The sequence below is a fragment of the Methylosinus sp. DMC45 genome (assembly GCF_056313885.1).
Map to the genome: position 1 here is coordinate 135,577 of NZ_JBQUZK010000046.1, position 14,176 is coordinate 149,752.

The following is a 14,176-nucleotide window of genomic DNA, read 5'->3' on the forward strand; positions in this document are numbered from 1 at the left end:
AGGGGAGGGCGGCATGGTTCGCATTTTCGTGGCGATAGCCGCCATTCTCGCCGCCGGCGCGGCTCTCGCGCTGGACGAGCCGCAAGACAAGCGGCAGGACACGCAGCACACGCAGATCGAGCGCGGCCGCGCCATCGCCAAGGCCAATTGCAGCCGCTGTCATGCGACCGGAACGCGAGGCAAGAGCCCCAATCCGGCCTCGCCGCCCTTCCGCACGCTGACGAAGAAATATCCGCTCGAAAATCTCGAGGAGGCGCTGGCCGAAGGCATCGTCGTCGGCCATGGCGGGCTGGACATGCCGCGCTTCGAATTCTCGCCGGCGCAAATCGAGGCGCTGCTCGACTACATTGCGTCGATCCAGCGCAAGTGACGCCCGTGGCGCGAGGCGCATGCGCGCCGGCGCATTGCATGATTTCTTAATGCCTGCTGCGTAATTTCGTCGCATGGAGGATCGAGCGCATGCGGCGGGCATGCGCCCGAAGGCATGACGCCGTTTCTTCATTCCGGCGCCGATCCGGCTGTGCTCGATCGCGGAAGATCTCCGCGAGCCGTCTCTCTCCCATCCGACATTCGCCGCCAGGACATTCATCGTCTCCGAGCGGCTCTTCTCCCGGAGGCACTTCATGCGCCTGTCGATTTCTCGCGCCGCGAGCCTGCTCGCCGCCGTCGCTTTTCTCGCTTTCCTCGCAACCGCCGGCGCCGGGCGCTATATTCTCGACGAGCTGCGCATCGGCGGACACGCCTATCAGACGATCGCCGCGGGCAAGGATCTCGTCGCGGATGCGCTGCCGCCTCCGTTCTCCCTTTTGGAAGCCTATCTCGACGTCGAGCTCGCCGCGACCTACAGGATCGACGCGCGCGAGGCGAAGACGCGCCTCGCTTCCTTGCGCAAGGAATATGAGGAGCGTCGCGCCTTCTGGTCCAAGTCGAAGCTGCTGCCGGCCGAGCTGTTGACGCTCGCCAAAGGGCCGGCGACAGAGACGGCCGACGCCTTCTGGCGTGAGATCGACGCGTTTCTTCCGGCGCTCGAGCGCGGCGACGGCGCCGGCGTGGCCGCCTCCATGGATCGACTCGACGCAGGCTTCAGCGCCTATCGCGCATTCGAGACGCGCCAGGTCGAAGCGGCGAACGCTTTCGCCGCTTCGACGGAGAAGGACGCCGCTCTGCTCGGCGATCGCTCCGACATTGCGAGCCTCGCGGCCACGATCGCTATTTTGTGCCTTCTCGCCGGCGCGGGCCTGATCGCCCATCGCCATGTCGTGAGGCCGATCGTCACGCTCGCCAATTACACGTCCAGGCTCGCGCGCGGCCAGACATTGGACAAGCCGCCCGTGATGAGCCGCAGCGACGAGATCGGCGAAATGCGAGATGCGATCGCCATATTCCGCGACAAGCTCGAGGAGGTGCGTCTCGCCGAGACGCGCGCCGCCGAGCAGAACGCCGCCGCCGCCGCCAAGCTGGAAGAAAAGGCCGCCGGCGCGAAATGGTATATCGAGAACCGCGACTTCTTCTTCGCCGAATACACCGCCGCCATGGAGCGTCTCGCCGAGGGCGATCTCGAGGTGCGGCTCGAGAAGGAGTTCATCAAGGATTACGAGAAGCTCCGCGCGCGCTTCAATACCGCCGTGGAGCGCATGCAGCACACGCTGCGCGGCATTGTGACGACGAGCGGCGCGATCGGCTCCAGCACGCGCGAGATCGCCCGCGCGGCCGAGGATTTGTCGCAGCGCAATGAGCAGCAGGCGGCGACGCTGGCGCAGACGGCCGCGGCCGTCGGCCAGATCACCGACACGGTGCGCAAGGCCGCCGGGAGCGCCGTCGAGGCGCGCGAGATCGTCGGCGACGCCAAGACCGACGCGGTCAAGGGCGAGAAGATCGTCGGCGACGCGATAGAGGCGATGAGCGGCATAGAGAAATCCTCCGAGCAGATCGGCCAGATCATCGGCGTCATCGACGAGATCGCCTTCCAGACCAATCTGCTGGCGCTCAACGCCGGCGTCGAGGCGGCGCGCGCGGGCGAGGCCGGCCGCGGCTTCGCCGTGGTGGCGACGGAAGTGCGCTCGCTCGCCCAGCGCTCGGCGGAGGCCGCCAAGGAGATCAAGGATCTCATCGCCGCCTCCAACACGCGCGTGCAGGACGGCGTCGCGCTGGTGGCCGAGACCGGCGCCTCGCTGCATCGCATCGTCGAGCAGGTCAATCGCATCGATGTCGTCGTCACCGGCATAGCGTCGAGTGCGGAGGCGCAATCGACCGGCCTGCGCGAGGTGAACACGGCGGTGCAGGAGATCGATCAGGTCACGCAGAAGAACGCCGCAATGTCCGAGGAGACCAATGCGGCGACCCGTTCGCTCGCCGAGGACAGCGCCGAGCTGGTGCAGCTCGTCGCGCGCTTCAAAATCGGCGAGGTCGAGACGCGCGCGCCCTCGCGGCCCATGCTGAAGCGTGTCGCGACCTCGCGCTCCGGCTCCGCCGTGCGCAAGGAGGCGCCGCAGGAGGAAGAGTGGGCCGAGTTCTGAGGCTCACGAAACTTTACATCACACGCGGAATCTACCCCCTCTCCCGCATAGCGGGGGAGGGTCGGGGAGGGGGCTTCGTCACCCCCGACTCAGCGCCCGAAGCCGCCGCCTCCGCCCCCGCCGCCGAATCCGCCCCCGCCATAGCCGCCGCCGAAACCGCCGCCGCTCCTGCCGGGGAAGCCGCCGCCCGCGTTCGGCGACGGCGATTGCGGCGCGGCGCTCGGCCCCTGCGCCCGCGCCAGCTCTTCCTGGAAGACGCGGCAGCTCTTCTTGCGGTCATAGCGCGCGAAGAAAGGGCTCGGAAAGGCGAGGAATTCCGCGCGGGTGACGCGGCCTTTTCCGGCCATGTCGAAATAGTCGAAGGTCGCCGCGTGAAACACCGGGCTCAACCGCGGAATGACCTCGAAATCCTGCGCGTCGATGAAGCCGCGCTTGCGCTTGTCGGCGAGGCGGAACATGCGCTCGAGATATTGCTTCCACTGCTCGCAAGTATAGACGCCGCCGGCGCCGCCCCATTCGCTCGACGTGGCGAGCACATCGTCCGGCCCGCCGCCTCCGCCCGCGCGGGGCGCGTCTGCGGGAACGCCGCGCGACCGATGCTGCGCGAGCGCCGCGCTCGAAACCAAGGCCAATAGTCCGACCGTCGCGAGCCGGATCGCCGCATGCCGCATGAGATGACCTCCAAGCCTGGCGCCGTCCCGCCCGCGGCGAGAGCCGGCGGTTCTGCAATAGCACGGCCTTTGCGCGGGCGGCGCGGTTTTCCGCGGCAGACGAAAGCGCCGCGCCGCGCTATAGACGCCTTCCCCGCAGGGACGGAGCCGCCGCGCCATGCCGAGAATCCTCACGCTTTTTCTGCCGCTCATTCTCTTCTGCGACTTGCTCCTCTGCGCCTTGCCGGCGCGCGCCCAGGAGCGCGCCATGGAGCGCTCCATCGTTTCGCTGAATGTGGTCCATGGCGCCGATGACGGCGGCCGCGCCTATGTCACCATGCGCTTCGGCAATGTGATGGGGCCGATGCGGCTGGACACGGCCGCCTCCACCAGCCGCATCAGGCTCGCGCCCTGGAACGCCGGCTTTCCGGCGCTGGGCGCCAGCGTGTCCACCAGCGCCTCGGGCGTTGCTTCCCGCTGCGAGGATGTGGAGGCCGCCAATGTCGAGCTGAAGGCGGCGCAGGGCAATAATATCGGCCGGGCCAAATATCGCGTCACCCGCTGCGCGACCTCGGACGGAGACGATCTGCTCGGCCTAGATTTCTTCCAAGGCGCGCGCTTCTCGCTCGATCTTACGGGCGGCGAGATGGTCTTTTTTCCCGAGAGCGACGGCGCCGATTGGCGGCCCTTCCGCAGGCTGTGGCCGGATCAGAAGCTCGTCGGCCTCGAGGCGCGCCTCGGCAAGACGGAGGCGGTCGGGCTCTTCGACACGGGGGCCGAAATCTCCGCCGTCGATCGCCGCTTTCTGGAGCGGCACAAGGGGCTGTTCGTCCCGGTGAAGAAAAAGGCCAAGGTGAGCGAGGCCTCCGGCAAGAAGATCGACGCGAAGGTCTATAAGGTCAAGGAGATAGACATAGGCGCGGGACGCGTGCTGAAGGACGTCGTCTTCGTCTCCTATGATTTCGGCCCGTTGCGCGAGGCGCTCGGCGGCGAGGCGGCGATCATCCTCGGCTTCGATGTGCTGAGCCGGTTTCGATGGGAGCTGGATTTCGGGGCGGAGGGACCGCGGTGGAAGGCGGTGGGGAGGTAGCTTCTTTCTTCGAGAGCGCTTTTCTTCGCTCGACTTTCCTATTTGGATGCTGCATCGGGATCGCAAAGCGTCGCGTCGGGCGGCGTAGATAGTTGCATTTTCACGAGAATTTTGCATTATTTCTGTAATGTGTCGCTCGTGAGAGCGTTTCTCGGCCGTGTCGTCGACGCATTTTTCAAATATTTCGACGGCGACTTCAAAAAGAGATAGTCGATGAGCGTTTCGAGTTCGGATCGAAAAACTGTGTTGATCATCGGCGCCTCCTCGGGCATCGGAAAATGCTGCGCGGAACGGCTGGCGGCTTCGGGCTGGCGCGTTTTTGGCGCATCGCGGTCGGCGCCGCCGGCGGAGGCTTATGAAACGCTGCGCATCGACATAGACGACGACGACTCCGTCCGCGACGGCGTGGCGCTCATTCTCGAGAAAAGCGGTCGCATCGACGCTGTCATCAATAGCGGGGGCGTCAGCACGCGCGGATCGGTCGAGGATGTTCCTATGGCGGAAGCCCGGCAAATCATGGAGACGAACCTGTTCGGCGTGCTGAGGGTGTGCCAGGCGACGCTGCCCGCCATTCGCGCCAGCAAGGGCGTCATCGTCAACATCAGCTCCTTCGGCGGATCGATCGGCACGCAGTTCGGAGGCCATTACGCCGCCTCCAAATTCGCTGTTCGCGGCTTGACGGAAAGCCTGCGTCGGGAGCTGGCCCCCTCGGGCGTCCGGGTGGTCGATGTGTCGCCGGGCCTGTTCAAGACGCGGATGACGGAGAATGTCGTCATCTCGGAGGGGACGCTGCATGGCGCCTATGCCGGAGATTTCGCCAAGTTTCTGAAAGGCAAAGACAAGTTCATGAAGAACATGTCGACGCCGGAGCCCGTCGCCGCGCTGATCGATGAGATTCTGTCCGGCGATCATCCGAAAGGCTATTATTTCGTGGGGCCGTTTTTCCAGCGCATCGTGCTGGTTTTGAAGAAAATTCTGCCTCAGAGCGCGTTCGACGCGCTGATCGCCAGAGCGCTCGGGTGAGGGTTCGTCCCGCCGCGATCCTCGCGCCCTGGCCGCCCTTTGCGCCGGCCGCGGCTTTTCGCTAATAGACTGACGGAGCCGTCAGAGGAAAGAAATGTCCCAAATTCCCGACTTCAGCAAAATCGCCTTCGCTCCCGTCGCCGCGACCCCGAAGGAGGCCGCCGCGCCGCGCCGCTGGCTGACGCCCGAGGGCATAGAAGTCAAGAATTCCTATGGGCCGCAGGACATAGACGGCCTCTCTTTCATCGACGGCTATCCCGGCGTCGCGCCTTACGTGCGCGGGCCCTATCCGACCATGTATGTCGCCCAGCCCTGGACCATCCGCCAATATGCGGGCTTCTCCACGGCCGAGGATTCCAACGCCTTCTACCGTCGCAATCTCGCGGCGGGGCAGAAGGGCCTCTCCATCGCCTTCGATCTCGCCACCCATCGCGGCTATGACAGCGATCATCCGCGCGTCTCCGGCGATGTCGGCATGGCGGGCGTCGCCATCGATTCCATCTATGACATGCGCACTTTGTTCGACGGCATTCCGCTAGAGCAGATGAGCGTGTCGATGACGATGAACGGCGCCGTTCTTCCGGTGCTCGCTCTGTTCATCGTGGCGGGCGAGGAGCAGGGCGTGCCGCCGGCGCAGCTCACCGGCACGATCCAGAACGACATTCTCAAAGAATTCATGGTGCGCAACACCTATATCTACCCGCCGTTTCCGTCGATGCGCATCGTCTCGGACATATTCGCCTACACCAGCAAGAATATGCCGAAGTTCAACTCCATTTCGATCTCCGGCTATCACATGCAGGAGGCGGGCGCCTCGGCCGATCTGGAATTGGGCTACACGCTCGCCGATGGCGTCGAATATGTGCGCGCCGGCGTCGCCGCGGGGCTCGATATCGACGCTTTCGCGCCGCGGCTCTCCTTCTTCTTCGCCATCGGCATGAATTTCTTCATGGAGGTGGCGAAGCTCCGCGCCGCGCGCCTGTTGTGGGCGCGGCTGATGAAGGATCTCGGCGCCAAGACCGAGAAGAGCATGACTCTGCGCACCCATTGCCAGACGTCGGGCTGGTCGCTCACCGCGCAGGACGTGTACGTCAACGCCATCCGCACCAGCGTCGAGGCGATGGCGGCGACGCAAGGCCATACGCAATCGCTGCACACAAATGCGCTGGACGAGGCGCTGGCGCTGCCGACCGACTTCTCCGCGCGCATCGCCCGCAACACCCAAATTGTCTTGCAGGAGGAGAGCGGGACCACGCGCATCATCGATCCTTGGGGCGGCTCCTTCTATGTGGAGAAGCTGACCGCCGAGCTGGCCGAGGCGGCGTGGAAGCATATCGAGGAGATCGAGAGCCTCGGCGGCATGGCCAAGGCGATCGCCGCCGGCCTGCCGAAGCAGCGCATCGAGGAAGTCGCCGCCAAGACGCAGGCGCGCATCGACACGGGACAGCAGGTCGTCGTCGGCGTGAATAAGTTCCGCCCCGACAATGACGTCGCGCCGGATGTGCTGAAGGTCGACAATTCCGCCGTGCGCGCCGCGCAGATCGCCAAGCTCCAGCGCCTGCGCGCCGAGCGTGACGAGGCCAAGACGCAAGCCGCGCTCGACGCGCTGACGGAAGGCGCTAAGGGCGACGGCAATCTGCTGGCGCTGGCCATAGAGGCCGCGCGCGCCAAGGCCAGCGTCGGCGAAATCTCCTATGCGCTCGAGAAAGTCTTCGACCGCCATAAGCCCAAGGCCAATGTGATCTCCGGCGTCTATGCGCGCGAGGCCGGCGCCGATTGCGACAAGGTCGCGCGCGTGCGCGGCATGACGGCGGCCTTCGCCGAGAATGAAAAGCGCAAGCCGAAGATCCTCGTCGCCAAGCTCGGCCAGGACGGCCATGATCGCGGCCAGAAGGTCATCGCCTCCGCCTTCACGGATTTGGGCTTCGAGGTGGTGATCGGCGATCTCTTCGCGACGCCGGAAGAAGTGGCCAAGCGCGCCGCGGAAGAGAAGGTGCATATCGTCGGCGTGAACACGATGACCGCCGGCCATCTCGCTCTGACGCCGGAATTGCGCGACGCGCTGAAGGCGGCCGGACGCGAGGAGGTGATGATGGTCGTCGGCGGCGTCATTCCCGAGCAGGATTTCCAGGCGCTCTATGACGCCGGCGCCGCCGCGATCTTCCCGCCCGGCACCAATATTCCAGAGGCCGCCGAGAAAGTGCTGCAAGAGCTGAACGTCCGCCTCGGCTATGCGCAGCGGGAGACAGTTCGGCAATAGGTTCATCGAGCGAGCCTGAAGGCTCGCGGTCCAGGGAGCGCTTTGGACCGCGAGCCTTCAGGCTCGCATCAATTTCTACACTCTGAATTTTGTCAGCCCGAGGCCGCCTCTGCGGCCGGATCGCCGGGCTCGGTCTCCCAAGCGACGCCGGGAATGGCGACGATGCGCCAGCCGCGCTGGTCGAGACGGCAGACGATCGCTTGCCGCTCCTCCATATAGGCGAGCAGCCGCCGCGCCCGCCCCGGCGAACGCGTGCCATAGGCGCTGGCGACATCGGCGTCGGAAGGGCAGGGGCGGCGGTCGAAGGCCGCGCGCGCCAGCGACAGAAAAACGCCCTGCATATCCTCCGGCAGCGCGCCGGCCATTGCGAGAACCTCGGCCCAGGGCGAATCCTCGGATTCGGCTTCGGCGAGCTCTATGCCGGCATGGGCCACGGCGAGGCGACGGCGGAAGGCGGGCAGGCTCAAGGGCTCGCCGCCGATGCGGCGAATCCGGCAGCGCACCAGAAAATCCTGATAGAGCACCGCAATGGTGCGGAAATTGGCGTCGCTGTCGCTCAAAATCTCGCGCAGCGCCGAATCGATCGCGGCCTGTCGCTGCTCGGGTGAAATGCTCGGCGGCGGCTCGGCGGCGGGCGGCGCCGGCGGCGCGCTGCGGGCGAGCCGCGCCAGCACATCGGCGGTCGGCGCGGGCGGCGGCGGCCGGCGCGGCGTCTCGAAACGCGCTTCATTGGCGCCGGGCGTGAAAATGAGATGCGCGTCGTCGGCGCCGGCCTCCGGCAGCGGCAGCAGCCGCGGGCTGACATTGCGCGCGGAAGTCTCCACCGGGCCGATGCGCACGGGCAGCGGGCGGCGCGCCATGGCCGGGCCGAGCGCGACGAAATTGCCGCTCTGCAAATCGCGGAACATTTCCGCCTGCCGCCGCTCCATGCCGAGCAGATCGGCGGCGCGCGCCATGTCTATGTCGAGAAAGGTGCGTCCCATGAGAAAATTGGACGCTTCCGCCGCGACATTCTTGGCGAGCTTGGCGAGCCGCTGCGTGGCGATGACGCCGGCGAGACCGCGCTTGCGGCCGCGGCACATCAGATTGGTCATGGCGCCGAGCGAGGCCTTGCGCGCCTCGTCCGACACTTCGCCGGCGACGGCGGGCGCGAAGAGCTGCGCCTCGTCGACCACGACGAGCAGCGGATACCATTGGTCGCGCTCGGCGTCGAAGAGCCCGCCGAGAAAAGCGGCGGCGGCGTGCATCTGCTGCTCGGCGTCCAGCCCCTCGAGATCGAGCACGACAGAGACGCGGTGCTGGCGCGCCCGCGCGGCGATGCGCGTGAGATCGGCGATGCCGCAGCGGGCGTCCACCACCACATGGCCGTAGCGCTCGGCCAGCGTGACGAAATCGCCCTCGGGATCGATGATCGCCTGCTGCACCCAGGGCGCGCTCTGCTCCAGCAGGCGGCGCAGCAGATGCGATTTGCCGGAGCCGGAATTGCCCTGCACCAGAAGGCGGGTCGCCAGCAGCTCCTCGAGATCGAGCGTCGCGACGCCGCCATCGGCGCGGGTCCCGAGATCGATGGAAACCTTGGCGGGCGCCGTCATCTCGGCGCCGCTCCGGCCGTGAAGGAGGGAAGGATCATGGCGCGGACTTAAACATCGATTCGCGCCGCGCGTTCAACCGCGCCGCTGCGCCTGTGGACAAGAGCGCGCCCGGCGAGGTTTCTCTCCGCCTCGCGCTTTGTGATCGGCTGCGTCGGCGCTTGACACGGCCCAAAGTGTTCCGTATGTGTTCTCTTGTTCGTCAAATGTTCCTAGCGTGCGTAAACAAGTCCCCTAGAGTTGTAAGTAGCTGCGTCGCATCGAGGCTCGCGGTCGCGAGGCGCCCCAGTGTCGCGCATGGGCGTCTCGCGCCGCGAGCCGAAGCGAGACCGGCGAGACGCCGGCCGCAGAGCCGGCAAGGAGATCATCGCCATGGCGAGCTCGGCCAAACGTCTGATCGAGAAATCGGAGAAGAGCGACTGGCGCCGGGCGGCGCAGCTGAGCCGCGAGGCGATCGGCGCGGTCGTGAATTTTTCCAGCGAGGAGCGTCCGATCGTCGATCCGGCGCGGCGGCGCGGACGCGGCGCGCTCTCCAATGAGAGCGGGCGTTTCGAGCGCGAGCGGCGCGTCGAGACCGACGACGGATGGAATGGGCTGGAAGAGCTCGCCGAGTTTCACACCAATGTCCATGCCGAGCGGGCGAAGACGATCATCACGCGCAACGACTCGCCGGATATTTCCTTCGATCGCTCCATCAATCCCTATCGCGGCTGCGAGCATGGCTGCGTCTATTGCTATGCGCGTCCCAGCCACGCCTATATGGGCCTTTCGCCGGGCCTCGACTTCGAGACGGAGATTTTCGTCAAGGAAGGCGCGGCGCAATTGCTCGAGCGCGAATTGTCGGCGCGCAATTATTCGCCCAAGACCATCGCCATCGGCGCCAACACCGATCCCTATCAGCCGCTCGAGAAGCGCTATCGCGTCACCCGCGGCCTGCTCGAGGTGGCGAGCCGCGCCGATCATCCGATCGGCATAGTGACGAAATCCTCTCTGGTCGTTCGCGACATCGACATTCTCGCGCCCATGGCGCGCAAGGGGCTGGTCAAGGTCGCGATCTCGATGACGACGCTCGATCCGGCCTTGGCGCGGGCGATGGAGCCGCGCGCCGCCTCGCCGGAGCGGCGGCTCGCCACGATCGAGCGGCTGGCCGAGGCGGGAATTCCGGTCGCCGTTCTGGTCGCGCCGATCATTCCGGCGATCAATGACGCCGAGATCGAGACCATATTGACGCGCGCCCATGCCGCCGGCGCGCGCGAGGCCGGCTATGTGATGCTGCGGCTGCCGCTCGAGCTGCGCGAATTGTTCAGCGAATGGCTCGTCACCCATTTTCCGGCCAAGGCCCGGCATGTGCTCTCGCTGGTGCGCTCGGCGCGCGACGGCAAGCTCTACGATCCTTCCTTCGACAAGCGCATGAGCGGCGACGGCCCTTACGCCTGGATGATCGGCCGTCGTTTCGAGCTGGCGGCGCAGCGTCTCGGCTTCTCCCGCACGCGGCTGCGCGCCGATCTGTTCCGGCCGCCGCGCAGCGACGCCGAGCAGCTGAGCCTTTTTTAAAAAAAGGCGCGCCGGGGCTGATTGCTCCGGCTCCGCCGCTGTGTTTGTTTCAGCCGCCCTTTTTCGACGAGCCGAGCGAGCATGCCTCCCCATTTTTTCACCGAGACGCGCGTCCTGCGCGGCGGCGCTCGACCCATCGCCGGCGTCGACGAGGTCGGGCGCGGGCCGTTGGCCGGCCCGGTCGCGGCCGCGGCCGTGATTCTCGATCCAGATCGGCTGCCGGATGGCGTCGACGATTCGAAAGCTCTGTCCGCCAAGGCGCGGGACGCCGCCTTCGAGCGAATCGTCTCCAGCGCGCTGGCCATCGGCGTCGCTTTCGCCAGCGTCGAGGAGATCGATCGGCTGAACATTCGCCGCGCCGCGCTGCTGGCCATGGCGCGCGCCGTCGCCGCGCTTCATATCGCGCCGGGCTTCGTGCTGGTCGACGGCCGCGACCTGCCCGAGCTCGCCTGTCCGGGCGAGGCGATCGTGAAAGGAGACGCGCTCTCTCTTTCTATCGCCGCCGCGTCGATTGTCGCCAAGGTCGCCCGCGACAGCCAGATGCGCCGCCTCGCCCGGCTCTATCCCCATTACGGATTCGAGACCAACGCCGGCTATGGCACGCGCGAGCATCTCGCCGCCCTCGAAGCCCATGGGCCGACGCCCTTTCACCGCATGAGCTTCGCGCCGCTGCGGGAGCCGCGCGCGCCGCGCCGCGAGGCCGCCGCCCTCTGACCGCCTGTCATGAGCGTTCGTAAATATCTGGTGAAAATGGAATTTCTTAACGAAGGCGTGCGGAAAAGAGACAGCCGCGCACGGGCTTTCTAAACCCGGCTTTTACCGCGATCGGGCATTGTTCGCATCGTTGGTTGCGTAGCCGGTGATTGTTCATGAGTAGCGCGCGCGTCGGGGCGGCCCGCCCCAAGTCCCAGATAAAGGTCTCGCGTACTGGGACGTCGAATTACGGGTCGCCTCGCGCGATGTCGCGTAACGAGGTCGTCGTCGGCGACAGCGTCGAGGTCATGCTCGGCCTGCCGGAGGCGAGCGTCGATCTCGTTTTCGCCGACCCTCCTTACAATCTCCAGCTCGCCAATCGGCTCACCCGGCCGGATCAGAGCGTCGTCGACGCGGTCGACGATGACTGGGACAAATTCGCCGATTTCGCCGCTTATGACGCCTTCACCCGCGACTGGCTGGCGGCGGCCCGGCGGGCCATGAAGCCCAACGCCACTATTTTCGTCATCGGCTCCTATCACAATATATTCCGCGTCGGCGCGATCATGCAGGACCTCGGGTTCTGGATCCTGAACGACATCGTGTGGCGGAAGAACAATCCGATGCCGAATTTCCGCGGCCGTCGCTTCACCAATGCGCATGAGACGCTGATCTGGGCGGCGCGCGACGCTTCGGCGCGCAATTACACATTCCATTACGAGGCGCTGAAGGCCGGCAATGAGGATTGCCAGATGCGCTCGGACTGGCTGCTGCCGATCTGCTCGGGCGGCGAGCGTCTCAAGGATTCGAGCGGCCGCAAGACGCATCCGACGCAAAAACCCGAGGCGCTGCTCGCCCGCATCATGCTCGCCGCCACCAATCCCGGCGATTTGGTGCTCGATCCTTTCTTCGGCTCCGGCACCACGGGCGCGGCGGCGCGCCTGCTCGGCCGCGACTATCTCGGCATAGAGCGCGAGCCGGTCTACGCCGCCGCGGCGCGCGCGCGCATAGCGGCGATCTCGCCGCTGCCGGCCGAGGCCGTGGCGCCCGCGCCGTCCAAGCGCAATGAGCCGCGCATCGCTTTCGCCAGCGTCGTCGAGGCCGGCCTCGTCGCCCCCGGCGCGACGCTCACCGACGCCAAAGGACGCCACAAGGCGGTCGTGCGGGCCGATGGCGCTTTGTCGATCGGCCCCATCGTCGGCTCCATTCACAAGACAGGCGCCTTGGTGCAGGGCCTTCCCGCCTGCAATGGCTGGACCTTCTGGCATTTCGAATCGGGCGAGGGCCTCGCGCCGATCGATGATTTGCGCGCGGTCGCCCGCGCGCGTCTGCGCGACGCCGCGGAATAGTCGCGAGAGCGACGCCCCGCGGCGCGGCGCGAGCCGCGGGAAGACGCATGCGACTGAAAAATATTTTCGTCGATCTGCCGGAAAAGGCGGAGGAGGAGCAGTTTCTGCCGCTGCTCGCCGCTCCGAACATGCGCGTCGAGCGCATCGTCTCCTTCGGCCAGGCGAGCCCGCCCGGATTTTGGCACGATCAGGACGAGGCGGAATGGGTGATCCTGCTCGCCGGCTCGGCGGGGCTGCGCTTCGAGGGGCGTGACGAGGTGCTGACGCTCGCCCCCGGCGATTATCTCGAGATCGCGGCGCATCGCCGACATCGCGTCGAATGGACGGATGAGAGCTTGCCGACCGTCTGGCTCGCTGTCCATTTTCGCGCCGAGGGCGCCTGACGCTGCGACAAAAGGCTGAAAACCGTCACTGTTATATACGTGACAATATAGGTGCGCTTCCCGCCCGCCGTGTCGGAAAATTCCATAGAGCGTTGAAATAAAATCGGAAAATAAATGCCATAGCGCTGGCGCGCGGCTTGCTATCCCCTGGCGAGATCAGGAGTGAGCGATGCGCCCTCGACACGAATTCGAGACGCCGCGGCGAAAACGGCCGCTGGCTGTCATATTGGGAACGAATGAGATCGCCTCGGCGGTCGCCGTGCATATGAATCGGATCGGCTGGGCCTGCGTGCTGAGCCACGACGCCTTCCCGCCCGTCATCCGTCGTCAGATGGCCTTTCACGATTGCCTCTATGGCGAGCGCATCACGCTCGACGGGGTCGAGGCCGAGCGCGCCGATTCGACGATGGAGCTGGTGGAGATACTCGACTACACGACCAAGGTCGCGGTGACGCCGCTGCAGTTTCACGATCTCGCGGCGGTTCGCACGGCCCATGCGCTGGTCGATGCGCGCATGCAGAAATATCGCGCGACGCCGGATCTGCGGCATCTCGCCAAAGTCGCGGTGGGCCTCGGGCCGAACTTCGCCGTGGGCCGCAATTGCGACGTGGCGATCGAGACCAAGCCGTCGCAGGCCGGCCTCATCGTTCACGAGGGCGCGACCGAGCCGGCCGACCATGTGCCGAACCGCCTCGGCGATGTCGGCGAGGAGCGCTTCGTCTATTCGAGCAAGCCCGGCCTGTGGCATTCGGCGATCGATATCGGCGTCCGCGTGTTCAAGGATTTCGTCGTCGGCCATTTGGATGGCGAGCCGGTGACGGCGCCGCTGGATGGCGTGCTGCGCGGCGTCGTCCGCGACGGCCTCCAGATTCCGGCCGGGTGCAAGCTGCTGGAAATCGATCCGCGCGGCCGCTCGGCGAAATGGACCGGCATAGACGAGCGATCCGGGCTGGTCGCGAGCGCCGTGGGCCGCGCGATCCGCATCGAGCTCGCCAAGCGCGATGCGACGCCGGTCGAGGGGCCCTTCGTCGCCCACTGACAATCCTGTTGCCAATGTGACAGGATCGTC

General features: G+C 66.2%; 12 protein-coding genes. 10 read left to right on the top strand and 2 right to left on the bottom strand.

What is annotated here, in order from left to right:
- Positions 1–13 precede the first annotated feature (13 nt).
- Both ACT53T_RS14550 and ACT53T_RS14555 read left to right on the top strand, forming a co-directional pair.
- The gene (locus ACT53T_RS14550) at positions 14–370 is read left to right on the top strand and encodes a c-type cytochrome (RefSeq protein ID WP_400769481.1); all 357 of its coding nucleotides are present in this window, start codon (positions 14–16) and stop codon (positions 368–370) included.
- Between the two features lie 253 nt (positions 371–623).
- Positions 624–2,516, top strand: a complete 1,893-nt coding sequence (locus tag ACT53T_RS14555) for a methyl-accepting chemotaxis protein (protein ID WP_476161743.1) — start codon at positions 624–626, stop codon at positions 2,514–2,516.
- An 89-nt stretch (positions 2,517–2,605) separates the two neighbouring features.
- On the opposite strand, the gene ACT53T_RS14560 is transcribed toward ACT53T_RS14555, so the two are convergent.
- Positions 2,606–3,187 carry an EF-hand domain-containing protein gene (locus tag ACT53T_RS14560; protein WP_476161744.1) on the bottom strand — a complete coding sequence of 194 codons (582 nt, stop codon included), beginning with the start codon at positions 3,185–3,187 and terminating at the stop codon, positions 2,606–2,608.
- Positions 3,188–3,344: 157 nt separating this feature from the next.
- On the opposite strand from ACT53T_RS14560, the gene ACT53T_RS14565 reads away from it, so the two are divergent.
- The 3 genes from ACT53T_RS14565 (at position 3,345) to scpA (ending at position 7,539) form a co-directional block, all read left to right on the top strand.
- Positions 3,345–4,256 (top strand): aspartyl protease family protein, encoded by a 912-nt coding sequence (locus ACT53T_RS14565; RefSeq protein ID WP_476161745.1) that lies wholly within the window; start codon positions 3,345–3,347, stop codon positions 4,254–4,256.
- 213 nt (positions 4,257–4,469) lie between these two features.
- Positions 4,470–5,279, top strand: coding sequence for an SDR family oxidoreductase (locus ACT53T_RS14570; RefSeq protein ID WP_476161746.1), 810 nt, complete (start codon positions 4,470–4,472; stop codon positions 5,277–5,279).
- A 94-nt stretch (positions 5,280–5,373) separates the two neighbouring features.
- The gene (scpA, locus tag ACT53T_RS14575; protein WP_476161747.1) at positions 5,374–7,539 is read left to right on the top strand and encodes a methylmalonyl-CoA mutase; all 2,166 of its coding nucleotides are present in this window, start codon (positions 5,374–5,376) and stop codon (positions 7,537–7,539) included.
- Between the two features lie 92 nt (positions 7,540–7,631).
- Here scpA and ACT53T_RS14580 read toward each other — a convergent pair whose 3' ends face one another.
- Complete coding sequence (locus ACT53T_RS14580; protein ID WP_476161748.1) at positions 7,632–9,131, bottom strand: ATP-binding protein; 1,500 nt, start codon at positions 9,129–9,131, stop codon at positions 7,632–7,634.
- Positions 9,132–9,500: 369 nt separating this feature from the next.
- Here ACT53T_RS14580 and ACT53T_RS14585 point away from each other — a divergent pair, with 369 nt between their 5' ends.
- The 5 genes from ACT53T_RS14585 (at position 9,501) to ACT53T_RS14605 (ending at position 14,146) form a co-directional block, all read left to right on the top strand.
- Complete coding sequence (locus ACT53T_RS14585; RefSeq protein ID WP_476161784.1) at positions 9,501–10,682, top strand: PA0069 family radical SAM protein; 1,182 nt, start codon at positions 9,501–9,503, stop codon at positions 10,680–10,682.
- A gap of 81 nt (positions 10,683–10,763) precedes the next feature.
- Entirely contained in the window at positions 10,764–11,396 is a 633-nt protein-coding gene (locus tag ACT53T_RS14590; RefSeq protein ID WP_476161749.1) for a ribonuclease HII, read from the top strand.
- 155 nt (positions 11,397–11,551) lie between these two features.
- Positions 11,552–12,724 carry a DNA methyltransferase gene (locus ACT53T_RS14595; RefSeq protein ID WP_476161750.1) on the top strand — a complete coding sequence of 391 codons (1,173 nt, stop codon included), beginning with the start codon at positions 11,552–11,554 and terminating at the stop codon, positions 12,722–12,724.
- Positions 12,725–12,771: 47 nt separating this feature from the next.
- Positions 12,772–13,107 carry a cupin domain-containing protein gene (locus ACT53T_RS14600; protein WP_476161751.1) on the top strand — a complete coding sequence of 112 codons (336 nt, stop codon included), beginning with the start codon at positions 12,772–12,774 and terminating at the stop codon, positions 13,105–13,107.
- 169 nt (positions 13,108–13,276) lie between these two features.
- Positions 13,277–14,146, top strand: coding sequence for a xanthine dehydrogenase (locus ACT53T_RS14605; RefSeq protein WP_400769462.1), 870 nt, complete (start codon positions 13,277–13,279; stop codon positions 14,144–14,146).
- Positions 14,147–14,176: the final 30 nt, after the last annotated feature.